This window comes from Pseudorhodoplanes sp. (genome assembly GCF_059499825.1).
On record NZ_JCABZI010000002.1, the window covers coordinates 349,481 to 376,342 of the forward strand.

Here is a 26,862-nt window from a genome sequence, read left to right on the forward strand (position 1 = left end):
TAAGCGAGACACATTCGATCCGTGAGGTTGATCGATGACGCTCCTGCCCCTGCGTTCTGTGCTGCGCATATTGGCCGTTTTCAGCGGATGCACCATCCTGCTCGCCGGCACACAGGCCTTAGCGCAGACGCCGGATCAATTCGACAAGCCCGCGGCGGTCCGCAGCATCAACCCGAAGCCCGACGACTCGACGGAAATCCGCTGCACCTATTTTTCCGACCTGATGGTGCGGGAGACCCAGGACGGTCCCGAATCCGAAAATGCGGCGATCGTGCGAAATCCGAAGGCGGCCTGCAAAGCCGGTGCGGTTCCGGGCGAGACCCTGCTCGACACCGCCGGCATGACTCTCGACGGACGGAAGGGATCGTATCTCCTGTTCTCCGATCTCGATCCCCATGGCGCGACCGGGTTCGTGATCATCGATACGAAGACCGGACACATCCTCCTGCGCGACACCGCCATGAGCCATCCGGTATTGCAGACCCTCAGCCTCGAGAATGGCAACCTTCGCCTGCGCTACAGGCGCGGCGTCAATGCGCCCTGCTCGCTGATGCAGGACGCGAAAAAATGCTGGGCGCAGCTTGTGACGGAGAAGCTGGTGCCGGCCGATCTGCCGGCACCGCCGGCGCAGATCTGCAACGAGGCGTATGGCCGCGACAACGCTCCGCGCAACAATCCGAGCATCGTGGTCTATGCGACCGAGGTCATCGTCGAGACCGGCGGAAAGACAAGGGTGGTGTCGCGCGGCGCGGTCGGATGCGAGTCGATGCCCTGACCGCCTGCATGGCGGCGAGTTCCGGCCCTTAACCCTGCCGCGCGATTGTGCGCGCCAGGCCGATCCACGACGGCGGCCAAGGGCTTATGTTGATGCCCCACCCGATCACGCCGGGAGCATCGCCATGCCGGTCAACCGCCGCACCATCATCGCCGCCAGCGCCTTCGGGGCTGCGGGCGCGGCTGCCCCGGCGGCAGCAGCGCCCGTTCTTGGCCTCGATGCCAGCCAACTGGGGCTGAAACCCGATTCCGCGCAGGACCAGTCGCAAGCCTTGCAGCGTGCGATCGATCGCGCGGCGCAGGCGCGCACCACGCTGATCCTTCCGGCCGGCACTTATCGTGTCGCGGAGTTACGGTTGCCGCCGCATGCCAGGATCTCCGGCACGCGCGGCGCGACACGGCTGTCGCTCGCGCATGCGCGCTCGCTGTTCGTCGGCGAGCGGGCGGAAAACATCGACCTGACCGGACTGGTCATCGACGGGCTGAAGGCGAAGCCGGCGGAAGGCCGCGCGCTGGTGCATCTGGTGGATGCGCAGGATGTCCGTCTGACCGATTGCGCCATCGTCGATGCGGGACGCAATGCGATCACACTGGAACGCTGCTCGGGTGCGGTGACCGGCTGCGTGATCGAGGATGCCGGCGACGGCGCGCTGTTCGCGATCGACTCCACCGGACTTCGCATCGCCGGCAACGTGATCCGCCGCTCCGGCAATAACGGGATTCAGGTCTGGCGCACGGCATTCGGCAATGACGGCACCATCGTCACCGATAACCGCATCGAAGACACCCGCGCCGATGCCGGCGGCGACGGGCCCTACGGCAATGGCATCAGCGTCTACCGCGCCGCCAACGTGCTGGTGCGCGGCAACCGCATCGACGGCTGCGCCTTCTCGGCGGTGCGCGGGAATTCGGCGTCGAACATCCAGATCGCCGGCAATATCTGCACCGGCCTCGGCGAAGTCGCGATCTATTCGGAATTCTCGTTCGAGGGCGCGGTGATCACCGGCAACACCGTGGACGGCGCAACGCTCGGTATCTCGGTGACGAATTTCGATGTCGGCGGCCGGCTCGCGGTGGTTCAGGGCAATCTGATCCGCAATATCACCGCCGGCGTGAGCGAAGATCGCGGCGCCGGCATCGCCATCGCGGCCGACAGCGTGGTCACCGGCAATGTGATCGAGAACACCGCCGTGATCGGCATCGCGGCCGGCTATGGCCCTTATCTGCGCGACGTGATCGTCAGCGACAACGTGATGCGCGGGACCAATATCGGAGTCGCGGTCAGCGTGGTGAAAGGATCGGGCACGGCGCTGATCGCCAACAACCTGATCGCCGACGCCAAGGGCGGCGCGGTGGTCGGCCTGGAATGGGAAAAGCGGGTCACCGGCGACATGACCCGGGATGGCGTCGGCAAGCACGCACACGTGACGTTGAGCGGGAACCGGGTGCGGTGAGGATCACCGCCCTTGTGGTGCCGCAAATCGATTCCTAATTTACCGCCATGGAGTCACCGCTCGCGCGCCGCCGATCCTGGCGCAAGATCATCATGCTCACCATTCTCGCCCTGTTTCTCTTGCCGGTCGCGGCACGCGCTGCCCTGTTCGCGTTCGAAGACCGCCCGAGCGGCTGGCGCAATGCCGACTGGTCCAGCATCGGCGCCCTGCCCGCGGCTGCCGCGCATCCGGAGGCCCGCGTCCTGTTTCTGTCAGGCCGCACTGGCGGGCTGAAGGGGGCGGTCGCGGTGCATAGCTGGGTGGTGTTCAAGCGGCCCGGCGCGAAAAGCTGGACCCGCTACGACGTGGTCGGCTGGGGCAATCCGGTACGGCTGAATGGCTGGGCGCCGGACGGGCGCTGGTACGGCTCGCCGCCGACCGTCGTTGCCGACATCAAGGGCGAGCAGGCGGAAGCCGTCATCCCGGCCATCGAAAAGGCCGTGAAGGATTACCGCTACGCCAATTACGGCGATTACCGTCTGTGGCCCGGGCCGAACAGCAATTCCTTCGTCGCGGCGATCCTGCGTGACGTGCCGCAGATCCAGGCGACGCTGCCGCCGAACGCGATCGGCCGCGATTTCCGTCCCGGCCCTTATCTCGGCTTGACCGATTCCGGCACCGGCATCGAGGCCAGCCTTTACGGGCTGCTCGGCGTGAAAGCCGGCTGGATCGAGGGGCTGGAGTTCAATCTCGGCGGGCTTGTCGCCGGGCTCGATATCCGCAATCCGGCGCTGAAACTGCCGGGCTTCGGACGGATCGGCCTGCCCTATTCCTCCGCCAATGCCGCGCTGGCGCCGTCAAGGTAAGGTCTGCTCCTGCATGTTGAGTCTGTAGCCCGGATAAGCGACAGCGAAATCCGGGACCGCAAGACCCCGCATGTCGCTTCGCTCATGCAGGCTACGGATGCTACGGGGGAGCCATGACCACCGCGCGCAAATCGCCACCCGTACTGTCGATCATCGTCCCGGTGCACAATCACGCGCGCCGCATCGGTCCGGTGCTGCAAGCACTGCGACCGTTCAGCGACCGCAATGTCGAGATCATCGTGGTCGATGGCGGCTCGACCGACGACACTGCGATGCTGGCGCGGCCGCTCGCCGACCAAGTGATCCGCGCGCCGCACGGCCTCGGCCGCCAGATGAACGAGGGCGCCAAGGTCGCGAACGGTTTCATCTTCCTGTTCCTGCGCCCCGATACCACGCTGCCGGCGGACGCCGATACCCAAGTGATGGTCGGCCGTTCGCGCGACACGTCGGTGTGGGGGCGGTTCGACCTGCGCATCGCCGGACGGCACATGCTGCTGCCGCTGGTGTCGCGTTGGCTGAACTGGCGCTCGCGGGTGTCGGGCATTGCCACCGGCGATCAGGCGATCTTCGTTCAGCGCGAGACCTTTTTCCGGATCGGCGGCTTCAGCCATCTGCCGGTGCTGGAAGACATCGAATTGTGCCAGCGGCTGAACGCCATCTCGCCGCCGATCTGCGTGGCCTCGCGGGTCACCGTGCCGGGCGAGCGCTACGATCGCGGGGGATTGTGGCGGACATTGCGCGACCGATGGATGATGCGGCTGCGCTATCGCATGGGCGCGAAGCCGGAAGACCTTGCTAAGCGATATGGAATTGACGGCGGCCCCACGCCCGCCGGCGCTAGCTCATCCGGATCAGCACCAGTCCGCAAACGATCATCAGCGCCGCGCTGATGCGCGCCGGGCGCAGCGGCTCCTTGAGGAACACGACCGCGATCAATGCGCCGAACAGCACGCTGGTCTCGCGTAGCGCGGCCACCAGTGCGATCGGCGCCAGCGTCATCGCCCAGATCACGATGCCGTAGGACAGAAGCTGCAGGCCGCCGCCGACCAGGCCGACCGGCCATGTTTTCAGCATCGGCGCTATGGCGGACGGACCGCGGCGGATCAGGAAATAAACGATCATCGCCAGCGCGTTGCCGATGAACATCGCCAGCGTATAGGCATGCGGATTGCCCGCAGTCCGTCCGCCGATGCCGTCCACCACCGAATAGAGGCAAATCGTCAGCGCGGTGAACAATGCAAAGCCGACCGCGCGCCGGTCCGGCGGCTGCATCAAGCGGCCGCCCCGCAGCGACAGCAGCAGCACGCCGGATGCAAGGATGACGATGCCGCTCCAGCCGGCCGCTCCGACCCGCTCGCCAAGCAACGAGGCGGTGACGCCCGCGGTCATGAGCGGCGCCGAACCGCGCGCCAGCGGATAGACCTGCCCGAGATCGCCGGTGCGATAGGCTTCGCTCAGACCGATGAAGTAGAACAAGTGGATGACGACCGACGCGATCACCCATGGCCACGCGACCGCCGTAGGCAATCCTGCGAATGGCAGCAGCGCGAGCGAAACCAGCCCGGCGCCGGTGGTGATGAGCACGGTCGAGGTGAGCGGATCGAGCCCGGTCTTGATCGCAGCATTCCAGCCGGCATGACAGGCGGCGGCGAACAGCACGGCGGCGAAGACAGTGGAGTCCAATTACGTCTCGCTGCCCTTTCCCTCTCCCCTCCGGGGGAGAGGGTGGTCGAGGCTCGCGTAGCGGGCCGAGACCGGGTGAGGGGGAGCCGTCAGTTTCGATACGAGATCGCTCAGCACACCGTCCGGATTGCTCAGGATGTCATTATTCGCGTAGCGGACAACAACATAGCCTTGTTCCATCAGCCACCGGTCTCGATTCGCATCCCTGTCCGACACATAATGTTGCCCGCCATCAGCCTCAACGATCAGCTTGCTTCCGAGGCAAACAAAGTCCGCGATGAAAGGACCGACCGGCGCCTGGCGTCGGAATTTGGCGCCACCGAGCCTGCGGCTTCGCAGCAAAAACCATAACTTTCTCTCGGCATCGGTCATGTCGCGGCGCATGGATCGTGCGCGCGATGTAGCAAGTGGCGGGCGTTCGTATTTAACCACCGTCCGCAAAGCCCCCTCACCCGGTCCGGCCTTCGGCCGGACCACCCTCTCCCCCAAAGGGGAGAGGGAAAGCAAGACCTCACCTACAGCCTGATCCGCAGCAGGCCCGCCAGCTCACCCACGATGCCGCGGCGGAACAGCAGCACGCAGACGACGAAGATCGCGCCTTGGATGATGGTCACCCATTGACCGAATTCGGCCAGTGCATTCTGCATGTAGATGATGACGAAGGCGCCGACGACCGGGCCGAAGATGGTGCCGAGCCCGCCGACCAGCGTCATCAGCACGACTTCACCCGACATCGACCAATGCACATCGGTGAGCGATGCGAGCTGCACCACCAGCGCCTTGGTGGCGCCCGCGGTGCCCGACAATGCCGCCGACAGGACGAAAGCGAGCAGCTTGTAACGCTCGGTTTTGTAGCCGAGCGATATCGCCCTCGCCTCGTTCTCACGGATCGCCTTCAGCACTTCGCCGAACGGCGAATTGATGATGCGGTAGATCACCAGGAAGCCGCCGAGGAAGACCACCGCAACCAGCGTATACATCCCGACCGGATTGTTGATGTCGATCAGCCCGAACAAGCGGTTGCGCGGCACCGCCTGGATGCCGTCTTCGCCGCCGGTGAACGGCGCCTGCAGCGCGAAGAAATACATCATCTGCGCCAGCGCCAGGGTGATCATCGCGAAATAGATGCCCTGACGGCGGATCGCGAGCGCCCCGGCGAACAGCCCCAGCACCGCGCCGACCAGCGTGCCGGCAATGATCGCGAGTTCCGGCGTGAAGCCCCAGGACTTGGCGACATAGGCAGCGACATAACTCGCCCAGCCGAAATACAGCGCATGCCCGAACGACAGCAGGCCCACATAGCCGATCAGCAGATTGAAGGCGCAGGCGAACAGCGCGAAGCACAGGATCTTCATCATCAGCACCGGATAGATGAAGGCCGGCGCCGCGATCACAAACGCGGTGAGGATCAGGAAGCCGATCACCTCGCTGCGCGAGGTTTGCGCGGACGCGGCGGTCACCTGGGCGTTGATGGCATGTTCGGTCATGTCACGCCGTCCGTCCAAACAGGCCCGCCGGCCGGATCAGCAACACGATCGCCATGATGACGAAAATCACGGTGTTGGAGGCTTCCGGGAAAAACACCTTGGTCAGTCCTTCGACGATGCCGAGCCCGAATCCTGTGACGATCGCGCCCATGATCGAGCCCATGCCGCCGATCACCACCACCGCGAACACCACGATGATGATGTCGGCGCCCATCAGCGGGTTAACGCTGTAGATCGGCGCCGCCATCACGCCCGCCAGCGCGGCGAGGCCGACGCCGAAGCCGTAGGTCAGCATGATCATCAGCGGCACGTTGATGCCGAAGGCGCGCACCAAAGTCGGATTTTCGGTTGCCGCGCGCAGATAGGCGCCGAGCCGCGTGCGCTCGATCACGAACCATGTGGTGAGGCAGACGAACAGCGAGAACACCACCACCCAGGCGCGGTAGTTCGGCAGGAACATGAAGCCGAGATTGCGGCCGCCCTGCAGGATATCCGGGACCTGATACGGCAGGCCGGAGGAGCCGTATTGCTGGCGGAACAACCCCTGGATGATCAGCGCCAGGCCGAAGGTCAGCAGCAGGCCGTAGAGATGATCGAGGTGATAGAGCCATCGCAACAGGAAGCGCTCGATGATGATGCCGGTGATCGCGACCATGATCGGCGCGATCAGCAGCGCCGCGAAATAATTGACGCCGAAAAACTGCAACAGGAAATAGGCCGCAAAGGCGCCCATCATGTACTGGGCGCCGTGGGTGAAATTGATGATGTTGAGCAGGCCGAAAATCACCGCCAGCCCAAGACTGAGCAGCGCGTAGAACGAGCCGTTGATCAGGCCGAGCAGGAGCTGGCCGAACAACGCCTGCGAGGGGATGCAGCGGCCGCCAAGGATTTCAGGAACACAGAGTTCGAACATTATGTGGTCTCGCGTCCCGGGCGCGGCGCAGCACGCAAGTGTTGCGCCGCAGACCCGGGACCCATGGGTCCCCGGTCAACTGCGCCCCGGATCAGCGGCGCACCGTTTCACGCGGCGCCGCGTCCGGGGCACGAGGTCTTCAGCCCTTCACCAGCGGGCAGCCACCCTCGCTCATCGGGCGGAACGCCTGATCGGCGGGGATCGTGGCGCGCACCTTGTAATAGTCCCACGGCCCCTTCGACTCGGCCGGCTTCTTCACTTCGAACAGATACATCGGGTGAATCTTGCGGCCGTCCTGACGCACCTCGCCCTTGCCGAACAGCTTGTCGTCGGTCGGCATCTCTTTCATCTTCGCCACCACCGCGGCCCCGTCGGCATCGCTCTTCAGCGCTTCCAGCGCCTTGAGATAGTGCGTCACCGCCGAATACACGCCGGCATGCACCATGGTCGGATAGGAGCCCTTGTTCTGGGCGATGAACTTCTTGGTGAATTCACGATTGTTGTCGTTCAGATCCCAGTACCAGGCCTCGGTCATGACAAGGCCCTGAGCGGTCTTGAGGCCCAGCGCATTCACGTCGGTGATGAAGGCGAGCAGCGCGGCGAGGTTCTGGCCGCCCTGCACGATACCGAATTCGGCTGCCTGCTTGATCGCGTTGGTGGTGTCGGCGCCGGCATTGGCGAGGCCGATGATCTTGGCCTTGGATGACTGCGCCTGCAGCAGGAACGAGGAGAAATCCTGCCCGGGGAACGGATGGCGGACCTTGCCGACCACCTTGCCGCCATTCTTCTCGACCACCGCGGAGGTGTCGCGCTCCAGCGCATGGCCGAAAGCGTAATCGGCAGTGAGGAAGAACCAGGTGTCGCCACCGGTCTTGACGATGGCATTGCCGGTGCCGTTCGCCAATGCCCAGGTGTCATAGGTCCAGTGGATGGTGTTCGGCGTGCAGGCCTTGCCGGTCAAATCGGACGCGGCCGCGCCCGACACCAGGAACACCTTGTTCTTGTCCTTGACGATCTGATTGACCGCGAGCGCGACCGAGGAGGTCGGCACGTCGACGATGGCATCGACCTTGTCGACATCGATCCAGGTGCGCACCACGTTGGAGCCGACGTCCGGCTTGTTCTGATGATCGGCGCCGACGATTTCGACCTTCATGCCCTTGGCGGCCGCGCCGAAATCCTCGACCGCCATGCGCGCGGCGATCACCGAGCCCTGCCCCGACAGATCGGAATAGGTGCCGGACATGTCGTTCATGACGCCGATCTTGATGACGCCGTCGCTGAATTGCGCATGCGCGGTACCAGCGCACAAAGCGGCTGCGAATGCGGCAACTCCCAGAGCGTGCCTTGCTGAAAGACGTGACATTCCTTCCTCCTTTTGTGACGCTTTTGTTGCGCCGTTTATACGCCCAGATAGTCGTGCAGCTTATCCAGACTTTGTTCGAGTTCGGAACTGAGCAGTTTGTCTACTACCCGTCCGTGTTCCATCACATAATAGCGGTCCGCCACGGTGGCCGCGAAGCGGAAGTTCTGCTCAACCAGCAAAATCGTGAATCCCTGAGCCTTGAGCGTGCGGATGGTATTGCCGATCTGCTGGATGATGACCGGCGCAAGACCTTCGGTCGGCTCGTCGAGCAGCAGCAGGCGCGCACCGGTGCGCAAAATTCGGGCAATGGCCAGCATCTGCTGCTCGCCGCCCGACAGCTTGGTGCCCTGGCTCGAACCGAGCCGCTCCTTCAGGTTCGGGAACAGGTCGAAGATGCGCTCGAGCGACAGGCCGCCCGGCTTGACCACCGGCGGCAACATCAGGTTTTCCTCGACCGACAGGCTGGCGAAGATGCCGCGCTCCTCCGGGCAGAGCGCGATGCCGGCCCGCGCGATCCGGTTCGACGGCAGGCCGATCAGTTCGAGGCCCTCGAAGCGGACATGGCCGGTGCGTTTGGCGACGATGCCCATGATCGATTTCAGCGTCGTGGTCTTGCCGGCGCCGTTGCGCCCGAGCAGCGTCACCACCTCGCCCGGATAAACCTCGAAATTGACGCCGTGCAGGATGTGCGACTCGCCGTACCAGGCCTGCAAATTCTCGACCGAGAGCAGTGCCGTGCGCGGATCAAGCATGGCCGGTCCCCATATAGGCTTCGCGGACCTCCGGATTGTCCGAGACCGTCGCGTAATCGCCCTCGGCAAGGATGCGCCCGCGCGTCAGCACCGTGATCTTGTCCGACAGATTGGAGACGACGGAGAGATTATGCTCGACCATCAGCGTGGTGCGATCGGCCGACACGGTCTTGATCAGGGTGGCGATGCGGTCGATGTCTTCGTGACCCATGCCGGCGGTCGGCTCGTCCAGCAGCAGCATGTCCGGATCGAGCGCGAGCGTGGTGGCGATTTCGAGCGCGCGCTTGCGCCCATAGGGCAATTCCACCGCCGGCACATTGGCGAAACCGGATAGCCCGACATCGTTTATGAGCGATAATGCGCGGTCATTGAATTCGGTCAGCACGCTGCGCGAGCGCCAGAAATCGAACGAGCCACCGCGTTTGCGCTGCAGTGCAACGCGGACATTTTCCAGCACCGTGAGGTGCGGAAACACCGCCGAAATCTGAAACGAGCGCACCACGCCAAGCCGCGCGACATCGGCCGGCTGCATCGCGGTGATGTCCTGCCCCTTGTATAAAATCTGGCCGCGCGTCGGATTGAGAAATTTGGTCAGGAGATTGAAGCAGGTGGTCTTGCCGGCCCCGTTCGGACCGATCAGGGCGTGGATGGTGCCCCGCTCCACCTTCAGGTTGACGCCATTGACCGCGACGAAACCGGCGAATTCCTTCGTCAGATCCCGCGTTTCGAGGATGATCTCCGCACTCATGTTCGCTGCCAACAAACGCCTGCCCAACGCCCGTCCCAAGCGCCATGACTGCACGTCCTGCGGAAATGGTAAAGCCCGCCCGCGAGGAATCGCGGGCGGGCTCCTGATCATTTCGGCGCCACCGCGAGGCGGCGCCGGTCTTTGCGTCAGCGGACGTCGATCTTGATCGCGGTTCGCTTGATGTCGCTGCCCGACGCCTTAGGCGCCTCGGCCACCTTTTCCGGCGCCGACGAGCCGCCGCCGGCCGGCAGGATCGTGATCTTGCGGGTCGGACCCTGCTTGTAGATCCGCTCGCCGATCGTACGGGTGCTGTTCTTGACCTCGGTCAGCGGCGCCTTGTTGAAGTCGTGCTTGATGCCGTCGACTTCAGGCTTGTCGCTGCACACGGCCATGACGGTTTCCTTGCCCTTGTCGCCGAGCTTGTAGATGAACGGCGCCTTCGGACCGGGGAAGCTGACCGGAACACCCGCCTTGATCCGGTTATCCTGCTGGAACTTGTTCGGCAGGAGCACCGTCAGGGTATCCTTCTCGTCGATATTGGTCAGCGTCAGGAAGCAGTCCTTCGACGAAACCACCGTGAAGACCGGCGTATCGCCGAGCTTGTAGGTGTCCTTGTCCGAGGTCAGCGAGAAATCGACATCGGTCTTGACCTTGGCGATGCCATTCTTCTGGTCGTTCGAAGCGGACTGCACGCCCTCGTCGATCGGTTCCTCGTCGCCCAGTTCGGCCAGGTCGCGATACTTCACTTCGAACTGGTCGCGCGGGATCGAGTTCTGCTGCAGGCGGCGGATGGTCGGGATCAGGTCCGGCTTGAAGCCGCCGCTGGTGGCCTGCAGGAACTCATCCTTGGTCATGCCGAGTTCGGCCGCCGCCATGGTCAGGTCGACGTCCTGCTCGTAACGCTGCGACAGCGCGGTGATCATCTCGATGCCGTTATAGTTCAGGTTCGGATCGAGACCGGCACGGTACATGGCATCCTGGAAGCGCTTGGCGTCGCCGTCGAGAATCTTGTCCATGCGCTCGTTTTCTGGATAGAGCCCGTCGATCTCCCGCAGTTCGGCGCGCGAGAACGCCTTGCCGCCCGGGCCGCCGAGCGCGATCTTGCGGATCTCGTCCTTGGCCTTGATCATTCCGAACTCATGGCAGCCCATGCAGGAGATGCCGTTGGTGACCGCGAGGTCCTTGGCGCGCTTGTCCTGCACGATGTTGGTCGGGCCGGTGTTGAGGGCCTTTCCGTCAGCCGTGTTCAGGTAATAGGCCTGGAAGCCGTTCGGCAGGCTGAAGATGGTTTCGCCACCGTCATGCTCGAACGCATTCTTGCCCTTCGGGCCGAGCGGATGCTCGTACAGGCTCTGCCGGCCCTTGTTGCCGGCGAAGTCATACGAGGTCCAGAAGTAACCGTTGCGCGAAGGATGCCGCTCGATCAGCCGGTTGTTGCGGCTGACGCCCGACACCTGGAAGCCGGCGCGCTGGGCGATGAACTTGCGGATATTCTCCTCAAGGTCGACACCTTCGTCCTTCGCCAGCTTGTTGAAGTCCGGCGCAAGCTTCAGGAGCTTCTCGTACATGCCCGGGCGCGACGCCGTGAAGGCGAACCAGTCGGCGCGCACATACGGCATCTTGCTGTCGGTCGCCGAGACCAGCAGGTTCTTGAAGCTGGTGTCGGGCTGCATCTTGTACGGATAGGACTTCAGGACGGTTTCCCAGTCGTCGGAGGTCCAATTCAGCTCGTCGAGATTGACGCGGATGATGGTCTCGCCCGGATCGATCGCCTGGAAGCGAACGACATCGGGAGAGCGGCTCAAACTGTTGAGCAGCTTGATCACCGCCTGGCGATAGACCTTCATCGCCTTCTCGTCAGTGCAGGCATTCGCCAGATGGGTCAGCGTCAGGTAGCGGATGCCCTTGCGCCGCTGCGGAAGGCGCTCGCGTTCGATATCGGCCGCGATCATACCGATCATGTCGCTATGGCTGACATAGGCCTTGGGATCGCAGCTCAGTTTCAGGCCGTTGATCCAGGCCTCAAGTGCTGCAAGTTCGTCGGGGGACACCGGATCGAACTTGCCCTGACCGTTGGCCCAGTCGTAGGGCATTTTCTCGTTGATGATTTCGGTGAAGAGACGCGACGCCTTGGCATTGCCCGGCAGAACGTAATGCGGGTTGGACGCGATCTCCTCGAGATTCATGACGTTGCCGAAATTGCTCGCGGCGTTTTCGCGCTTGTGCTCGACGCCATCGAGATCCTTCTGGCTCAACTGGCCGGTCTGGTGGCAGCGGGCACAGTGTTTCTCGAGAACACCATAGGCCGCCTTGGCGACAGGATCGCTCGGCGGAGCAGCATTGGCGGCACCGGCGAAGGTCAGGCTGAGGCCGAAAGCGGCCGCGACAGCCAAACCCTGAACCGGGCCATTCACTCGTTGACGACCGCTCATTGTGGTCTCCCATTGCAAATCGTTGCGACGTGCGGCGTGACACGCCGTGTCGGTTGTTGGTGTCGGCGTCTGCAAATCGCGTTCAAAGGGTCAAAGCAACGTGAAGCGCGGCCAGTGTCTTGGCCGCCGATCGGCCGGAATTCTATCGCAGTTGCGGCAATTTACAGAATATCAAAATACATGCGAAGACGCCCGCCGCTCACTTTTCAGTTGGCGGTTAAGGGCAAACGGTCGGATTCCGAAACGAAAAGACCCGCCCGGCGGGGACATGCCGGACGGGTCAAGCGGACCGGTACAAGGGTGGAAGGGGCGCGTGCACCGGTCACACGATGGGCGGTGCCGCGAGGCGGCGCCGCAATCTGTGTATCCATTGGTCGTTCGGTGGCGGCGCAAGGTTCAATGGCCGGGCGGCCAAAACTTTGCCGGCGGCATCAGCCTGCGAAGAACGGGCGCAGCCAGTCCATCAGCGCTTGCCAGAGTTCGGCGGCTTTGTTCGCCAGCCAGTCGCGCGGCGACGGCGACGGCGGAGCGGCGTCGTCACCGCTCCGCGGATTGGAGCGCCGCCAGTCGCCCGGCGTCTCGAAACTTCCCGCCCATATCCCGCGCTTGTCGGCGCGGGCTTCGGCCTGGGCGCTGCGATAGGGACTGGAACCGCGTCTCTCGAGAACGGTCGCGAACCCCGCGCGAACCATCTCCTCGGCAAGGTCGCGGCCACCCGCCTCACAAACCGCGATGTTGCGGCCGTAGCGATCGGTCGACACCACCCGGCACTGGACGGGGTCGGTCCCGATGATGCGGCGGAGCTCCGAGCGTGCGCGAATTCCGCAGGGCCAGGGTCGGCCGGACGTGTCCTTGCATTCCTGATGCAATTCCGGCGCGTCGATGCCCTGAAGCCGGTAGCGCTCGCGGCCGAGCGAGAAGGAATCGCCGTCCGAAAGGTGCACCGGTTGCGGACCGCGCTGACCGGTAGCCGGCATGATCAATGCCAGCATCACACTGACGGCCAATACGCTCCGCCGCTTTATCCGCGTTCCCGATCGATGCAAGATTAACGGCCGCCGCCTTGCGTGGTGCCGCCGGCAACGGCATCCGACCGACCGCCGATCGATCGCAAAGCCTCGAAGGCATCCGCAAGTCCCGCGCCGAAATCCTTGTCGCGGCCGGCGGGCCCCAAGTCGCGGGCGGTCGACAGCAGCACCCGGCGAACCGCATCCGGCTTCAACTCGGGCTCAAGTTCGAGAAGCAACGCGGCGATGCCGCTGACATGTGCCGCCGCGAACGACGTCCCCGTCGTCATGCCATAGCCACCACCCGGAACGGGCAGAAGCACGTTCACGCCGGGTGCCGCGACCGCAACGTGATGCCCGCGGTTGGAGCCCTGAAACAGCTTGTCGTTCAGATCGGTCGCAGTCACCGCGATCACATTGGGATCGGAGGCAGGGAATAGCGGCGGCGATTTTGGGCCGGCATTACCCGCCGCCGCGATCAGCACAATCCCGCGCTTGCCCGCAGCCGCAAGCATGCGCGCCATGATCGGATCCTTCGGCCCGGCAAAGCTCATGTTGATCACGCGCGCACCCTTCCCGGCCGCCCATTCCAGCCCCTTCAGGATGCTGAACGTGGTGCCCTCGGCACTGCCGGACACCGGATCGAAGGCGCGAACCGCGAGGATCCTGGCGTTGGGGGCAACGCCGGTGAGTTTCGAATGCGCGACGATGGCGCCGGCGATGCTGGTGCCATGCGCATGCGGCGCACCGTCTCCACCGGCCGGATCGAATGAGTCTTCCACGGTCCCGCTCAATTCGGGATGATCGGCGTCGATGCCGGAATCGATCACCGCGATCAGAATGCGATTACCCCGCGCGATCTCGTGCGCCCGCGGCAGGCGCAGTTTGTCGACCGCATATTGGATGCCGTCTGCGTTCTTGGTCTGCTGCAGCATGTAACGGTAATTCGGCTGCACCGAGAGAATGGTCCGGTCCGCCTCCAGGCTGCGGATCACGGACGCGACGTTGCGGCCGTCGGGAATATTCCAGCGGAACATGGTGGTGCCGCTGAGTTCAAAACTCTGCGACTCCTGGCGGTTCAGGCTGTGCCGACGCGCCAGCGCCTCGACCTCCTGCTGGCTGGGACGGCCCGCAACCTCGATCACGACTTCGTTGGTCACGAAGCGGCGTTCGTCAGCCGGCGGCAATCCGCTGGATTGGCGCGACCCTGTCGGCGGCTGAGCCGGCTCATCCACACCGGGCACCGGACGGTTGGCGGATCGGGTCGGTTGCGACTTCGGGCTTGCCTGAGCCTCGCGCGGCGCGCGCGGCTTCACTGTCCGACGCGGCTGCGGATTGGCGGGTGCGCTCTGCACGGTGTAGCGGCCGCCGCCGGAATAGCCGCCGCCATAATAGCCTTGGGCGGATACAGGAGACAGCGGCGTCGCAGCCAGTCCGCATACGGCCAGCGCCGTGAACGCGATGGCGATCTGTTTACGCTCGAACTGCATGGGCGAAACCTCCGCGAGGTCGATACCGAAACGTGCCCCGGCAATCCGGGGCACGTTCGCCGCGTCGTTAGTTGGTCGCGGGAACGACGAAGCTTACCACCTTGCTGTCGCCGAACTTTTTCACGATTTCGGCAGTCTGCTCCTTCTTCGCCGGAACCCGGACCCGGAAGAAGCCGTCGGCGGGACCGCCGACGATCGTGGCCTTGTTGGCGCTCAGAAATTCGGCGATCTCAGCCGCATTCGCCTGCGGCGAAAACCGGATGAGCGTCTCGACGCCTTGGCTGGCCGTCACCGTGGCCGGGGCCGAGGCGAGATTGGGCGCGGTGCCGGTGCGCTCGCCGATCAGCGTGCCGATGACACCGGCCTGCAGCATGAGGGCGATCGCGGCGACGCCGCCGGCATAGGCGAGCGTCTTCGGCGACAGGCTCGACATGAATTCGGAGATGCGGCCCATCAGATTGAACGAGGCCGCGGCCGGCGCACGCGCAGGCTCGGCGTCGATCTTCTCGAACAGGGACTTCATCGCGCGCGCCGACGGCGCGCCGAGCGATTCATTGACGCCGATGGTTTCGCCGAGCTCCTCGCGTACCAGTTCGAACTGGCGCGCAAGCTCGTTGTCGTTGGCGAGCGCCCTTTCGACGCGCGCGGCGTCACGGCGGCTCAGCGTTCCCGCGGCATACCAGGGCAGCAGGGTTTCGATCTCTTCGCGCTCCGGCGCGTTATTCATTGCCGTGTTCATGGCCAACCTCTTTCGATTCCCGCCGCCTTCAGGGATTCCGCCAATTTTTTCCGCGCGTAGAACATGCGCGTCTTGACGGTATTCTCCGGGATACCGACGATCTCGGCGACTTCTTCCACGGACTTCTCGTGGTAGTAGACGAGATCGATGATCTCCCGATGATCCGGCGTCAGTGTTTCGATGCACTTTCGCAGGATCACGCTCGTATCCTTCTTCTGCATGGCGGCTTCGGGGGTGTCGGAGACATCCTCGATCGCCTCTGCAACCTCATCGTCCAGTGCCGACTCCTTGCGTCCCCGCAGGGCCGAAAGAGCCTTGAACCGGGCGATTGCGAGCAGCCAGGTCGAAACCGCAGAGCGGCCCTCGAAGCGCCCGGCTTGACGCCAGACATCGAGGAAGACCTCGCTGATCAGATCCTCCGCCGTGGACTCGTTACGAACCAGGCGCAGGACGAACCGGTAGACCCGTACATGGTGCCGCGCGAACAGCACCTGCATGGCGAGCCGGTCACCGCCTGCGATCCGCTGGATCAGGACTTCGTCTGATGTTTGCTGCATCGGGACGGCCGGCTCATGGTTTGGTCGCGGGAGATCCGGACCCGGTTCAAATGGATGTGAGCGATTTTTTGGGCGGGGCCGAAAGTTACCCCCGTTCTTTACTAATGCAGCGGGGGAATATTCCCAATAGCGGAATTTCGTCATTGTTATCAATGACGTTTCTGGTCTCATCGGCTATTGTCGTGGACCATGACCAAGTTGTTCACCCTGGAATCGCTGAATTCGCTTCCCTTTCCCGCCTTTTCGGGCGCGATTGGCGATGTGTTCGAGCACGCCTCCTGGGTGGCCGACGCGGTGTTCGGCTACAGGCCGTTCCCGACGGTCGCCGCCTTGCACGAGGCGATGATGGGGGTGGTCCGGGCGAGCCCGGCCGAACGCCAGCTTGGCTTCATCCGCGCCCATCCGGAACTCGGCTCCAAGGTGAAGCGCCTCGACATCACGGCGGATTCCCAAGCGGAACAGGGCTCGCTCGGACTCGACCGCCTGAGCGATGCGGAATTCAAGACATTCACCGTCATGAATGCGGCCTATGCGAAGAAATTCGGATTCCCGTTCATCATCTGCGTACGGCGGCACACCCGTGACTCGATCCTGAGGGAGTTCGAGCGGCGGCTGTCGAACGATCCGGAAACCGAACGCAAGGCAGCGCTCGACGAGATCGGACTGATCACGCGGCTGCGCCTGGTCGCCCGTGTCGACGGTCCGGGCAAACCGAAGACCGAAGGGCGGCTGTCGACGCATGTGCTCGACAATGTCAGCGGCAAGCCGGCACAGGGCGTGAAGGTGTCACTCTATGAAGTCGGCGCCAGCGCGCGGGCGCTCGTGGCGGAGGCGCTGACCAATGCCGACGGCCGCACCGACCGGCCGCTGATGGCAGACGGCCCGCTGCGAATCGGTTCATATGAACTGAACTTCGCCGTATCGGACTATTTCGCCGGCAACGCGACCGCGCAGTCGGACCCGCCGTTCCTCGATGTGGTGCCGATCCGGTTTTCGATTGCCGAGCCGGAAGGCCATTATCATGTGCCGCTTCTTGTCACGCCATGGAGCTACGCGACCTATCGCGGCAGCTGACGCACCGGACACATTGCAGCGCATGCGCGGGCTCGCCGCTGCGTTGCTTGCGTTGTTCGCACTCGGCCATCCCGCGTCGGCGCAGGATCTGTCTTCGCCCGCGGACCCTGCCTGGTCGGTGCCGCAGATCGGCGCCCTGCCCTACGACGCCGCCGGCATGCTGATCCGCCGCGGCCGCGATCTGGTCACCGCGACCTATGCGCACATCGGCCCCGCGGTCCCGGACGAGGCCAAGCGCTATGCCGGCAACAACCTCGCCTGCTCGAATTGTCATCTGAATGCCGGCACCAAGAAATTCGGCATCCCGCTCTGGGGCCTGGAGGGTCTGTTTCCGCAATATTCGTTCGAGGCCGGCAAGGAGATTTCGATTCAGGACCGCATCAATTCCTGCATGACGCGGTCGATGAACGGCAAGCCCCTGCCGGTCGATTCCGAGGAGATGCAGGCATTCGTCGCCTATATCAATTTCCTGTCCACCGGCGCCAAGCGCGGCGAGAAGCTGTCCGGTCTCGGTGCGGGCAAGATGCCGGAATTGAAGCGCGCCGCCGATCCGGTGCGCGGCAAGACGGTTTACGAAAAAAGCTGCGCGCCCTGCCATCAGGCCGACGGACGCGGCGTGCTGCGCAATCGCAATCTGCCGAATTTCGGCTACCTCAATCCACCGCTCTGGGGACCGGATTCCTTCAACGACGGCGCCGGCATGGCGACGCTGATCACGATCGCCAATTTCGTGCATTTCAACATGCCGAACGGCACCAGCTATACCCTGCCGCGGGTCTCGCAGCAGGACGCCTGGGACGTCGGCGCCTATGTGATCTCGCAGCCGCGCCCCAAACGCGCCGACCTCGACAAGGATTTTCCGGACCGCCTGAACAAGCCGGTCGATATTCCCTACGGTCCCTATGCCGACGGCTTCAGCCAGAAGCAGCATATGTACGGACCGTTCGGCCCGATCCGGGCCGCGATCGCAAAGCTGAAGGCGCAGCAGAAGAAAAACTGACGCCGAAATCCGCGCGAAATTCCGGGCCTGTCCGCGCGCGCTCCCGTGCGATACCGTCTGTCAAAGACGCCGGGAGAACAACGTGACGCATCTGCTAACCCGCCTGTTCTGCATCGCCGTGCTGGGCGCAGTGTCCAGCGTGCCCGCAAGCGCGCAAACACTGTTCAACAATGTCCGCATCTTTGACGGCAAGAGCGCAGCGCTGTCGGCGCTGTCGAATGTTCTTGTCAGAGGCAATGCGATCGAACGCATTTCCACAGAGCGTATCGTAACCGATGCCGCAACGACCGTGATCGACGGCGGCGGCCGCACGTTGATGCCTGGCCTGATCGATGCGCACTGGCACACGATCCTGGTGCGTCCCACCGCACAACAGGCGATCACGGGCGATGTCGGCTACGTCAATATTCTCGCCGCGCTGGAAGCCACGGACACGCTGATGCGTGGCTTTACCACCGTTCGCGATCTCGGCGGGCCAGCCTTCGGATTGAAGCAGGCCATCGATCAGGGACTGGTGGCCGGCCCGCGCATCTATCCGTCGGGCGCCATGATCACCGTAACCAGCGGACACGGCGACTTCCGCCAGACGTTTGAAATCCCGCGCGCGCTTGGCGCACCGCTCAGCCGGATGGAAATCATCGGCGGCGCCATGGTTGCCGACAGCCCGGACATGGTGCGCATGCGGGTGCGCGAGCAACTCATGCTGGGCGCATCGCAGATCAAGCTGACCGCTGGCGGCGGCGTTTCCTCGCCGCACTCGCCGATCGATGTCTCGACCTTCACCGAGGCCGAGTTGCGAGCGGCGGTCGAGGCGGCGGAGAACTGGGGCACCTATGTCACGGTGCATGCCTACACCTCCGCTGCGATGCAGCGCGCGATCGCGGCCGGCGTCAAAGTCATCGACCATGGCCATCTGATGGATGAAGCCACCGCGAAGATGATGGCGGACAAGGGCATCTGGCTCAGCATCCAGCCGTTCCTCGATGACGAGGATGCGGTACCGTTCCCGCCGGGCTCGATCCAGCATTACAAGAAAGCGCAAGTCGTGGCCGGCACCGATCGCGCCTATGGCTTTGCGAAACAATACGGCGTCAAGACTGCCTTCGGCACCGACATTCTGTTCTCGCCGCAACTGGCCCATCGCCAGGGCGCGATGCTCGCCAAGATGACCCGCTGGTACACCCCCGCAGAGCTGTTGAAGATGGCGACCTCGACCAACGCAGAAATGCTGGCATTGTCCGGGTTGCGCAGCCCTTATCCCGGCAAGCTCGGCGTGGTCGAGCAAGGCGCGCTTGCCGACCTGATCCTGATGGACGGCAATCCGCTGGAGAATATCGGGCTCATCGCCGACCCAGCGAAAAACTTTTTCGTCATCATGAAAGATGGCAGAGTCGCGAAAAATACGCTGCCGCGCTAGTCATGATGCTGCTACTGCAGTGTCCCCGGGCTACCGAAAATAAACTGAGGAAACGATGATTGATCTTTACACATGGACGACGCCGAACGGACGCAAGGCCTCGATCGCGCTCGAGGAAATGGGATTGCCCTACAAGGCACACGCCATCGACATCTCCAAGGATGAACAATTCGCACCGGCCTTCCTGAAGATTTCGCCGAACAATCGCATCCCCGCCATCGTCGACAACGACACCGGCATGTCGCTGTTCGAGTCCGGCGCGATCCTGATTTATCTCGCCGACAAGACCGGCAAGCTGCTGCCGAAGCAGGGCGAAGACCGTTACCGCGTGATCGAGTGGCTGATGTGGCAGATGGGCGGCCCCGGCCCCATGCTCGGCCAGGTCCACCATTTCGTGAAGTACAACAAGGGCAAGTCGGCCTATGCCGAGGAGCGCTATTCGAAGGAAGCGCAACGGCTCTATGGGGTGCTCGACCGCAGGCTGGAAGGCCGCGACTTCGTCGCCGGCGACTATTCGATTGCCGACATCGCCATTTGGCCGTGGATCTCGCGCTTCGAATGGCAGGAAGTCGACCTGAACAAATTCCCCAACGTGAAGCGCTGGTACACCACGATCGCGGCACGCCCCGCAGTGCAGCGCGGCTACAAGGTGCCGAAGGACGTGGGCGAAATCCCGATGCCCTGAGATGTTCAGGTCCGGCGCCGCGCGTTGGTTAACGAAGTCCGACCGCGGCGCCGCAAACACTTGGTGCGTTTCCAGTAAGCATTGATTCAGAACAATCTTGAATTGCACGATGCTTTTCACGTTTCAAAAAAGCGCGCCCGCTATGACGGAGGCAACGACAAAAAGTCCGGGGAGCGCGGACCTTGTTCTCCTTCTTGCCTCGTCTTTCGTTTCGCGGATTGTTGCTGCTGGCGCTCGGCCTGATCGGGGTCGCGGTGGTCGCCATCGCGGCCACGCTCGCCGCTTTGCGGAACGACGCGATCAACGATGCCATCAACGACACCAACAACCTCGCGATCGTGCTGGCGGAACAGACCGCGCGAGCGGTGCAGGCAATCGACATCGCGATGTCGGAGATCGCCGAACGGGTCAGTGAGAAGAGCGAACTCCCAGGCGGGGACTACAACGCGTCGATCCGCAGCAAACTCACCCACGAATATCTGGCGGAAAGGCTGACGCGGCTGCCGCAGACCGAAGTCATTGCGCTGCTCGACAAGGACGGTCAATTTGTCAATGCGTCGCGGGGCTGGCCGGTGGTGTCGAGCAATTTTTCCGACCGCGACTATTTCATCCATACGCGCGACCATCAGGATTCGAAGCTCTACGTCAGCAGCGTTCTGCAAAACCGCGTCAGCGGACAGCCCAATATCTTCTTTGCGAAGCGCATCAATGGGCCGGAAGGGGACTTCCTCGGTCTCGTCCTTGCTGCCGTCAACCCCTCCTATTTCCAGCACATCTATCGCTCGATTAACGCGTCACGACAGCAGGCTTTCGCATTGCTGCGTGACGACGGCTTGGCTCTCGTTCGTTATCCCGACATCGACGGGATCACCGGCCGCCGGCTACCCGCCACCTCACAATGGTATCGCGTGGTGCGGGACGGCGGCGGGCATTTCGAATCGACAGGAGGATTTGACGGTATCCCGCGTCTGATGTCGGTCAGGCCGCTGAAGCACTTGCCGCTTGTCGTGAATGTCGGGGTCCCGAAAAGCGCTGCTCTGGCCAGCTGGAAATACCGTGCAACGGCGATCGGACTCGGCGCGGCGCTGGCCCTGATATGCGCACTGCTGCTGATTTACGCGCTGTACCACCAATTCGCGCAACTTGCCGCCTCCAAGGCCTCGCTGCTCGAGCGCGAAGCCCGGCTTGCAGAAAAAACGACGGAGCTTGAACAGGCCAACGCGCGGCTCGACACCGCGGTCAGTCACATGATCCAGGGCCTGGTCATGTATAATTCGGCGGGCGAGCTTGTCGTGTGCAACGACCGCTTCGTCGACCTCTACAGCCTCCCGGCCGATCAGATCAAACCCGGAATTTCGATCCGGCGCGTGCTTGAACTGCGCACCGCTGCCGGAACCTTCTTCGACGACATCGACACGTACCTGGACGAACTGCGCCGGAAAATGAACGCCGGCGAAACGATGACCAGGATGTCCGACCTGGGCGACGCCCGGACCTATTGCGTCACCAACCGGCCGACCGGTGACGGCGGCTGGGTCGCCACCCACGAGGACATTACCGAGCGCCGACGCGACGAAAAGGAACTGCAACAGACGCGCAACATGCTGCGCGCCATGGTCGAGCACATTCCGGAGACGCTGATCGTCAAGGATGCAACCACCCGGGAATATGTTTTCGTCAACCGCGCCGGCGAAAAGCTGTTCGGTGTCCAAAAAAGGCATTTCGTCGGCAAGACCTGCGAGGACATTTTCCCGGAATCCGAAGCCGTCCACGTCCGCGCGCGCGACGATGAAGCTATTCGCAGTGGCCAATTCACGATTGAAAGCCGCTCGGTGGTCACGCTCGACGGGCGGGCGCGCGATGTTCGGTCCAAGCGGATTGTGATCTTCGCAAAGGACGGGACGCCCGAATATATCCTGAACGTCATCGAGGATGTGACCGAGCAAAACCGCAGCGAGCGCGAACTCGAGCGCGCGCGCAAAATGTTGCACGCCGTGATCGAAAACATTCCGGAAATGCTGGTGGTGAAGGACGCCAAGACTGGCGTCTACACCTTCGTGAACCGCGCCGGCGAGGGACTTCTGGGGGCCCCGCGAAATGAACTGATCGGCAAGACCACCGAAGAGATTTTCGACAGGGAGCAGGCCGCCGTAATTGTCGCGCGGGACAAAGAAGCCCTGCGCACCGGCCAGATGACAGTCGACTTCCACGTTACGCGTACTCTGGATGGACGTCTCCGCGACGTCGCATCCAAGCGCGTCGCAATCGGCGGCAAGCGTGGCGAGCCGGAATATCTCCTGACGGTCATCGAGGACGTAACCGAACGCAAGCGCAACGAAACCCGCATCGCGCATCTCGCCCATCACGACCCGCTCACCGATCTCGCAAATCGCGCCTCTCTGAACATGAAGCTCGCGGAGACCGTTGAGCAGGCCGCGGCGTCCGACACACAATTCGCGCTGCTGTGCATCGATCTGGACCGCTTCAAGGAGGTCAACGATCTCTACGGTCACGCAGCCGGAGACAATGTCCTGCTCGAAATCGCAAGACGAATGCGGGGCGCGGCCGGCGACGCCTTCCTCGCGCGGCTTGGCGGCGACGAATTCATGGCGATCTGCGTGGACGGGACGATGCCCGAGGCTGCGACCGCCATGGCGGAACGGCTGGTGGACGCTGTCAGCGAGGACATCGACTGCGACGGACGGAAGGTCCGGCTCGGGATGTGCGTCGGAATAGCGATTTATCCCGCCGACGGCACTGATGCGGTCGCGTTGCTGCGCAATGCGGACGCGGCGCTCTACCGCGCCAAGGCCGAAGGCCGCAGCGCTGTCCGCTTCTTCGAGGCCGACATGGACCGCATGCTGCACGACAGGCGCGCCTTGCAGGCCGACCTCGCACTCGCGGTGTCGCGCAACGAATTGCAGATCTATTACCAGCCGCAGGCGCGCGTCACCGGACAGATCATCGGTTTCGAAGCGCTCCTGCGCTGGGATCACTTGCGCCGCGGCTTCGTGCCGCCCGACACCTTCGTTCCGCTGGCGGAAGAAAGCGGCCTGATCGACCAGATTGGCCAATGGGTGCTGCGCGAGGCCTGCCGCGAAGCGGCATCATGGCGCAAGCCATTGCAGATCGCGATCAACCTGTCGCCGGTACAGCTGCGTCGTCCGGAGCTTGTGACGATCGTCCATTCGGTCTTGCTGGAGACCGGCCTTGCGCCCGAGCGGCTCGTTCTCGAAATCACCGAGGGCGCGCTGATGGACGATTACTCGCGCGCGGTGTCGATCCTGCGCAGGCTCAAGGCCCTCGGCGTGCGCATCGCGATGGACGATTTCGGTACCGGCTATTCGTCGCTCTCCTATCTGCAGTCTTTCCCGTTCGACAAGATCAAGATCGATCAGACCTTCATCGCGAATCTGGAGCGGAATGCGCAATCCTTGGCTATCGTTCGCGCAGTGCTCGGGCTAGGGCGCAGCCTCGACCTCACCACGGTTGCGGAGGGCGTCGAGACCCAGGCGCAGCTGTCGATGCTGCGCAGCGAAGGCTGCGACGAGATGCAGGGCTATCTGATCGGCCGGCCGCAGCCGATCGCGGAATATGCCGAGATCGCGGGACGCCCGGCGCACGAGCGCCGCGCGGCGGGCTAGAATTGCGGCGAAAAAGCAGCCGCGATTTGGTTCCGGCTTCGCGATAAGACCTTCTCAGGAACGCATCATTTTCACAAAAGTGTCCGCTTTCCCCAGCATCACCGAAACTTCATCGAGGGGACACCTCAGACGACAATCAGGTGAGCTGCGCGACGGGCCTTCGGCCTTCCTCGCGGCCGGGGGAGATTTTGCGCGCATGAAACTTGCGCTCACGATCGTCAGCGCCGCACTGGTCGCCGGAACGACACATATCGGCTCGGAAGCCATTCCCGTTCAAAACTGGCGCATCGGTGCCGAACCGAGCTTCAGGCAAACCCGAATTTTCGACATGCCGGCTCCGACCGAGGTGGATTTCCGGGTGCAGCTTAACCCGGTACCAGGCGAATTGATCGAGGCCGAGCTGGCCGCCTTGCGCGAGCCGGAAGGCCCTCCGGTGGCGCCGCCCGATGTTCCGCTGGAATCGCTTTGCCATACCCTCGCCTCTGCCGCCCAGGCCCATGGCATCCCGGCTGGATTTTTTGCCCGGTTGATCTGGCAGGAAAGCAAGTTCAAGCAGCGCGCGGTCAGCCATGCCGGAGCGCAGGGCGTTGCGCAATTCATGCCGGCGGTTGCGGCCGAGCGGGGCTTGCGCGATCCGTTCGATGCGCTCGATGCGCTGCCGCATTCGGCGCGCTTCCTGAAGGAGCATGTCGAGACGTTCGGCAATCTCGGCCTCGCGGCCGCTGCCTATAATGGCGGGGCGCGCCGGGTGATGGACTGGCTGGCCCGCCGGGGCAACCTCCCGCAGGAGACGCGGCAATACGTGAAGTCCATTACCGGGCACGAACCGGAGAAATGGACCGAGGAAAACCAGATCGAACTGGCGGTGAACCTGCCGTCGCGCGCGCCTTGTGACGGCGTCGCGGATCTGTCCCGGGAAGCCGAGCCCGCGAAGCTCGCGGTCCAGCTGGAGCCGCCGGTCGCAAAGGTGATCGTGGCGGCCCGCGTCGCCGCCGCCAAGGCCGCCGCTGAAAAGGCTGCCGCCGAAAAGGCCCGGCTGGCCGCCGCCGCCAAGGCCAAGCGCGGCAAGCTGCTGGCCAAGGGCCGAGGCGGCAAGAGCAAGCCGGCGATCGCAAAAGTCGCCGACAAGCCCGCGGCCAAAACCCGGCAGCCCGCCAAGATCGCCGATCGCGCGCCCACCGACAGGGGCAAGGCCGGAAGGACGCGGCTTGCCGAGACCAGCGCCGCCAAGCGCTAGACGGTCCGCGCGTTCAGCCGCGACCGCATGATCCCTGCCCCCGATCCGCTCCGGGGCCGCGCATGACGTGGTCCGAAAACCGCTTCGCACTTCTCCGCGTCATGCTCTAGAACGGGTGCAATCGGGATTGCACCATGACGTTCGACACCATCATCCGCGGCGGGACCATCGCGACCGCCTCCGACACCTTCGCCTGCGACATCGGCATCAAGGACGGCCGGATCGCGGCGCTCGGCGCCGACCTCGGTACGGCGAACGAGATCGTCGATGCGACCGGCAAGCTGGTGCTGCCCGGCGGCATCGACAGCCACGTCCATATCTCGCAGCCCTCCGGCCCCGACATCGTGATGGCGGATGATTTCGCCTCGGCGACGCGTTCGGCTGCATTTGGCGGCAACACCATGGTGCTGCCCTTTGCCATGCAGCAGAAGGGCCAGTCGCTGCGCGAGGTCGTCACCGAGTATCACAAGAAGGCCGACGGCCAGTGCTACATCGACGTGTCGTTCCATCTCATCATTGCCGATGCCACCGACGCCGTACTCGGCCAGGAGCTGCCGGCGCTGGTGCATGACGGCTACACCTCCTTCAAGGTGTTCATGACCTACGAAGGCCTCGCGCTGTCCGACATGGAAATGCTCAACGTCATGAGCGTGGCGCGCGACACCGGCGCGCTGGTTATGATCCATGCCGAGAATTACGACGCCATCCGCTTCCTGACCGATCGCCTCGAGCGCGCCGGCAAGACCGAGCCGCATCACCACGCAACGTCACGGCCGATTCCGGTCGAGCGCGAAGCAACGCACCGTGCGATCTCGCTCGCTGAACTGATCGACGTGCCGATCATGATCGTGCATGTCTCGAACGGCGAGGCGATGGAAGAAATCCGACGGGCGCAGCAGCGCGGTCTGAAGGTCTATGGCGAGACCTGCCCGCAATATCTGGTGCTGACCGCCAAGGACCTGGAAGGCCTCAACATGGAGGGGACGAAATATGTCTGCTCGCCTCCGCCGCGCGACGAGGCCAGCCAGAAAGCGTGCTGGCAGGGCATGCAGCAGGGCATCTTCTCGCTGTTCTCGTCCGACCATTGTCCGTTCCGCTACGACGACCCGAAGGGCAAGCTGACGCCGAAAGGCCGCACAAGTTTCCGCTGGGTGCCGAACGGCATTCCGGGTGTCGAGACGCGACTGCCGATCCTGTTTTCAGAGGGCGTCGGCAAGGGCCGCATCTCGCTGAACGAATTCGTGGCGTTGACCGCAACCAATCACGCCAAGACCTATGGGCTCTATCCGAAGAAGGGCACGATCGCGGTCGGCGCCGACGCCGATATCGCGATCTGGGACCCGGACCGCGAGGAAACGATCTCGCAGTCCTTGATGCATGGCGGCTCGGACTACACGCCCTACGAAGGGATCAAGGTGAAGGGCTGGCCGGTCTCGACCATGGTGCGAGGCAGGTTCGTGGTGCGCGACGGCAAGCTGGTTGGCACGCTCGGTGCAGGGGATTACGTGCCGCGCGCGAAGTCGGATCTGGCCAAGCCGCGCGGTGCGGCGGTTTAACT

The 26,862-nt window shown here is 63.6% G+C and carries 23 protein-coding genes; 11 read left to right on the forward strand and 12 right to left on the reverse strand.

Annotated features, from left to right (window positions below; translation table 11 throughout):
• Positions 1-34: 34 nt before the first annotated feature.
• The 4 genes from AC5I5I_RS05110 to AC5I5I_RS05125 all read left to right on the forward strand — a co-directional run bounded on the left by AC5I5I_RS05110 (position 35) and on the right by AC5I5I_RS05125 (position 3,963).
• On the forward strand, positions 35-775 hold the full coding sequence (locus AC5I5I_RS05110; protein WP_495970538.1) for a hypothetical protein: 741 nt from the start codon (positions 35-37) through the stop codon (positions 773-775).
• 124 nt (positions 776-899) lie between these two features.
• Positions 900-2,228 carry a TIGR03808 family TAT-translocated repetitive protein gene (locus AC5I5I_RS05115; protein ID WP_495970540.1) on the forward strand — a complete coding sequence of 443 codons (1,329 nt, stop codon included), beginning with the start codon at positions 900-902 and terminating at the stop codon, positions 2,226-2,228.
• A gap of 47 nt (positions 2,229-2,275) precedes the next feature.
• Positions 2,276-3,073 carry a DUF3750 domain-containing protein gene (locus AC5I5I_RS05120; protein WP_495970542.1) on the forward strand — a complete coding sequence of 266 codons (798 nt, stop codon included), beginning with the start codon at positions 2,276-2,278 and terminating at the stop codon, positions 3,071-3,073.
• Between the two features lie 113 nt (positions 3,074-3,186).
• Complete coding sequence (locus AC5I5I_RS05125) at positions 3,187-3,963, forward strand: TIGR04283 family arsenosugar biosynthesis glycosyltransferase (RefSeq protein ID WP_495970544.1); 777 nt, start codon at positions 3,187-3,189, stop codon at positions 3,961-3,963.
• Here the strand turns inward: AC5I5I_RS05125 and AC5I5I_RS05130 are convergent.
• From AC5I5I_RS05130 to AC5I5I_RS05185, 12 genes are all read right to left on the reverse strand, one after another.
• Complete coding sequence (locus AC5I5I_RS05130; protein ID WP_495970546.1) at positions 3,911-4,756, reverse strand: EamA family transporter; 846 nt, start codon at positions 4,754-4,756, stop codon at positions 3,911-3,913. The two genes, AC5I5I_RS05125 and AC5I5I_RS05130, sit on opposite strands and share 53 nt — an antisense overlap.
• Entirely contained in the window at positions 4,757-5,128 is a 372-nt protein-coding gene (locus AC5I5I_RS05135) for an endonuclease domain-containing protein (protein ID WP_495970548.1), read from the reverse strand.
• A gap of 143 nt (positions 5,129-5,271) precedes the next feature.
• The gene (locus AC5I5I_RS05140) at positions 5,272-6,243 is read right to left on the reverse strand and encodes a branched-chain amino acid ABC transporter permease (RefSeq protein WP_495970550.1); all 972 of its coding nucleotides are present in this window, start codon (positions 6,241-6,243) and stop codon (positions 5,272-5,274) included.
• Position 6,244: 1 nt separating this feature from the next.
• Positions 6,245-7,156, reverse strand: coding sequence for a branched-chain amino acid ABC transporter permease (locus AC5I5I_RS05145; RefSeq protein ID WP_495970552.1), 912 nt, complete (start codon positions 7,154-7,156; stop codon positions 6,245-6,247).
• A 139-nt stretch (positions 7,157-7,295) separates the two neighbouring features.
• Positions 7,296-8,522 (reverse strand): ABC transporter substrate-binding protein, encoded by a 1,227-nt coding sequence (locus AC5I5I_RS05150; RefSeq protein ID WP_495970554.1) that lies wholly within the window; start codon positions 8,520-8,522, stop codon positions 7,296-7,298.
• A gap of 35 nt (positions 8,523-8,557) precedes the next feature.
• The gene (locus AC5I5I_RS05155) at positions 8,558-9,274 is read right to left on the reverse strand and encodes an ABC transporter ATP-binding protein (RefSeq protein ID WP_495970556.1); all 717 of its coding nucleotides are present in this window, start codon (positions 9,272-9,274) and stop codon (positions 8,558-8,560) included.
• Positions 9,267-10,022 (reverse strand): ABC transporter ATP-binding protein, encoded by a 756-nt coding sequence (locus AC5I5I_RS05160; RefSeq protein WP_495970558.1) that lies wholly within the window; start codon positions 10,020-10,022, stop codon positions 9,267-9,269. The genes AC5I5I_RS05155 and AC5I5I_RS05160 overlap by 8 nt, the downstream gene beginning before the upstream one ends.
• A 146-nt stretch (positions 10,023-10,168) precedes the next feature.
• The gene (locus tag AC5I5I_RS05165; protein ID WP_495970560.1) at positions 10,169-12,454 is read right to left on the reverse strand and encodes a DUF4384 domain-containing protein; all 2,286 of its coding nucleotides are present in this window, start codon (positions 12,452-12,454) and stop codon (positions 10,169-10,171) included.
• Positions 12,455-12,885: 431 nt separating this feature from the next.
• The gene (locus tag AC5I5I_RS05170; protein WP_495970562.1) at positions 12,886-13,446 is read right to left on the reverse strand and encodes a thermonuclease family protein; all 561 of its coding nucleotides are present in this window, start codon (positions 13,444-13,446) and stop codon (positions 12,886-12,888) included.
• Between the two features lie 56 nt (positions 13,447-13,502).
• Complete coding sequence (locus tag AC5I5I_RS05175; RefSeq protein WP_495970564.1) at positions 13,503-14,951, reverse strand: S8 family serine peptidase; 1,449 nt, start codon at positions 14,949-14,951, stop codon at positions 13,503-13,505.
• 67 nt (positions 14,952-15,018) lie between these two features.
• Positions 15,019-15,690, reverse strand: coding sequence for a hypothetical protein (locus AC5I5I_RS05180; RefSeq protein ID WP_495970566.1), 672 nt, complete (start codon positions 15,688-15,690; stop codon positions 15,019-15,021).
• Positions 15,687-16,247 carry a sigma-70 family RNA polymerase sigma factor gene (locus AC5I5I_RS05185; RefSeq protein WP_495971134.1) on the reverse strand — a complete coding sequence of 187 codons (561 nt, stop codon included), beginning with the start codon at positions 16,245-16,247 and terminating at the stop codon, positions 15,687-15,689. Before AC5I5I_RS05185 ends, AC5I5I_RS05180 begins: the two co-directional genes overlap by 4 nt.
• A 189-nt stretch (positions 16,248-16,436) precedes the next feature.
• Between AC5I5I_RS05185 and uraD the strand changes: the two genes are divergently transcribed.
• The 7 genes from uraD to hydA all read left to right on the forward strand — a co-directional run bounded on the left by uraD (position 16,437) and on the right by hydA (position 26,860).
• Entirely contained in the window at positions 16,437-17,321 is an 885-nt protein-coding gene (uraD, locus tag AC5I5I_RS05190) for a 2-oxo-4-hydroxy-4-carboxy-5-ureidoimidazoline decarboxylase (protein ID WP_495970568.1), read from the forward strand.
• 22 nt (positions 17,322-17,343) lie between these two features.
• The gene (locus AC5I5I_RS05195) at positions 17,344-18,321 is read left to right on the forward strand and encodes a c-type cytochrome (RefSeq protein ID WP_495970570.1); all 978 of its coding nucleotides are present in this window, start codon (positions 17,344-17,346) and stop codon (positions 18,319-18,321) included.
• Positions 18,322-18,403: 82 nt separating this feature from the next.
• Positions 18,404-19,738 (forward strand): metal-dependent hydrolase family protein, encoded by a 1,335-nt coding sequence (locus AC5I5I_RS05200; protein ID WP_495970572.1) that lies wholly within the window; start codon positions 18,404-18,406, stop codon positions 19,736-19,738.
• A 55-nt stretch (positions 19,739-19,793) separates the two neighbouring features.
• Entirely contained in the window at positions 19,794-20,423 is a 630-nt protein-coding gene (locus tag AC5I5I_RS05205; protein WP_495970574.1) for a glutathione S-transferase family protein, read from the forward strand.
• 182 nt (positions 20,424-20,605) lie between these two features.
• Complete coding sequence (locus AC5I5I_RS05210; RefSeq protein ID WP_495970576.1) at positions 20,606-24,067, forward strand: EAL domain-containing protein; 3,462 nt, start codon at positions 20,606-20,608, stop codon at positions 24,065-24,067.
• 196 nt (positions 24,068-24,263) lie between these two features.
• Positions 24,264-25,304 carry a lytic transglycosylase domain-containing protein gene (locus AC5I5I_RS05215; RefSeq protein ID WP_495970578.1) on the forward strand — a complete coding sequence of 347 codons (1,041 nt, stop codon included), beginning with the start codon at positions 24,264-24,266 and terminating at the stop codon, positions 25,302-25,304.
• A 134-nt stretch (positions 25,305-25,438) separates the two neighbouring features.
• A complete protein-coding gene (gene hydA / locus AC5I5I_RS05220; protein ID WP_495970580.1) occupies positions 25,439-26,860 on the forward strand; it encodes a dihydropyrimidinase in 1,422 nt (473 codons plus the stop codon).
• Positions 26,861-26,862 lie beyond the last annotated feature (2 nt).

Excerpts from the sequence above, each read along its gene's own strand:
- AC5I5I_RS05175 (WP_495970564.1), bottom strand. The coding sequence starts at position 14,951 with ATGCAGTTCGAGCGTAAACAGATCGCCATCGCGTTCACGGCGCTGGCC.
- AC5I5I_RS05135 (WP_495970548.1), bottom strand. The coding sequence starts at position 5,128 with ATGACCGATGCCGAGAGAAAGTTATGGTTTTTGCTGCGAAGCCGCAGG.
- uraD (WP_495970568.1), top strand. The coding sequence starts at position 16,437 with ATGACCAAGTTGTTCACCCTGGAATCGCTGAATTCGCTTCCCTTTCCC.
- AC5I5I_RS05115 (WP_495970540.1), top strand. The coding sequence starts at position 900 with ATGCCGGTCAACCGCCGCACCATCATCGCCGCCAGCGCCTTCGGGGCT.
- AC5I5I_RS05125 (WP_495970544.1), top strand. The coding sequence starts at position 3,187 with ATGACCACCGCGCGCAAATCGCCACCCGTACTGTCGATCATCGTCCCG.
- AC5I5I_RS05205 (WP_495970574.1), top strand. The coding sequence starts at position 19,794 with ATGATTGATCTTTACACATGGACGACGCCGAACGGACGCAAGGCCTCG.
- AC5I5I_RS05215 (WP_495970578.1), top strand. The coding sequence starts at position 24,264 with ATGAAACTTGCGCTCACGATCGTCAGCGCCGCACTGGTCGCCGGAACG.
- AC5I5I_RS05150 (WP_495970554.1), bottom strand. The coding sequence starts at position 8,522 with ATGTCACGTCTTTCAGCAAGGCACGCTCTGGGAGTTGCCGCATTCGCA.
- AC5I5I_RS05185 (WP_495971134.1), bottom strand. The coding sequence starts at position 16,247 with ATGCAGCAAACATCAGACGAAGTCCTGATCCAGCGGATCGCAGGCGGT.
- AC5I5I_RS05170 (WP_495970562.1), bottom strand. The coding sequence starts at position 13,446 with ATGCTGGCATTGATCATGCCGGCTACCGGTCAGCGCGGTCCGCAACCG.
- AC5I5I_RS05180 (WP_495970566.1), bottom strand. The coding sequence starts at position 15,690 with ATGAACACGGCAATGAATAACGCGCCGGAGCGCGAAGAGATCGAAACC.
- hydA (WP_495970580.1), top strand. The coding sequence starts at position 25,439 with ATGACGTTCGACACCATCATCCGCGGCGGGACCATCGCGACCGCCTCC.
- AC5I5I_RS05195 (WP_495970570.1), top strand. The coding sequence starts at position 17,344 with ATGCGCGGGCTCGCCGCTGCGTTGCTTGCGTTGTTCGCACTCGGCCAT.
- AC5I5I_RS05120 (WP_495970542.1), top strand. The coding sequence starts at position 2,276 with ATGGAGTCACCGCTCGCGCGCCGCCGATCCTGGCGCAAGATCATCATG.
- AC5I5I_RS05165 (WP_495970560.1), bottom strand. The coding sequence starts at position 12,454 with ATGAGCGGTCGTCAACGAGTGAATGGCCCGGTTCAGGGTTTGGCTGTC.
- AC5I5I_RS05145 (WP_495970552.1), bottom strand. The coding sequence starts at position 7,156 with ATGTTCGAACTCTGTGTTCCTGAAATCCTTGGCGGCCGCTGCATCCCC.
- AC5I5I_RS05140 (WP_495970550.1), bottom strand. The coding sequence starts at position 6,243 with ATGACCGAACATGCCATCAACGCCCAGGTGACCGCCGCGTCCGCGCAA.
- AC5I5I_RS05160 (WP_495970558.1), bottom strand. The coding sequence starts at position 10,022 with ATGAGTGCGGAGATCATCCTCGAAACGCGGGATCTGACGAAGGAATTC.
- AC5I5I_RS05155 (WP_495970556.1), bottom strand. The coding sequence starts at position 9,274 with ATGCTTGATCCGCGCACGGCACTGCTCTCGGTCGAGAATTTGCAGGCC.
- AC5I5I_RS05110 (WP_495970538.1), top strand. The coding sequence starts at position 35 with ATGACGCTCCTGCCCCTGCGTTCTGTGCTGCGCATATTGGCCGTTTTC.